The organism is Phreatobacter sp., assembly GCF_051860605.1.
Taxonomy (GTDB): Bacteria; Pseudomonadota; Alphaproteobacteria; order Rhizobiales; family Phreatobacteraceae; genus Phreatobacter.
In genome coordinates this window covers 1-235 of sequence record NZ_JBHYDR010000031.1, presented here as the reverse complement: position 1 = coordinate 235, position 235 = coordinate 1, and the positions used below count along the sequence as shown (strand labels likewise).

The 235-nt window shown below is 77.0% G+C and carries 1 protein-coding gene; it reads left to right on the top strand.

The window, feature by feature from the left end; translation table 11 throughout:
- On the top strand, positions 1-235 hold a 235-nt coding region (locus tag ACTIFS_RS21735), incomplete at both ends, for a ParA family protein (RefSeq protein ID WP_439576210.1).

Genomic DNA, 235 nt, shown 5'->3' with positions numbered 1-235 from the left:
GACCGGCCTCGGCCTCGCCCGGGGCGAGCGCGGCGCGGGCACCTACGCCATGCTGATCGAGGGCCGCCGCCTCGCCGAGCTGATCCGCCCCACCGCTGTCCCTAACCTCTCCCTCCTCCCCTCCGACCAGGACCTCGCCGGCGCCGAGATCGAGCTCGTCGCGCTCACCCGCCGCGAGTACCGGCTGCGCGACGCCCTCGCCGCCGCCCCGCCCGGGCTGGTGCTGATCGACTGC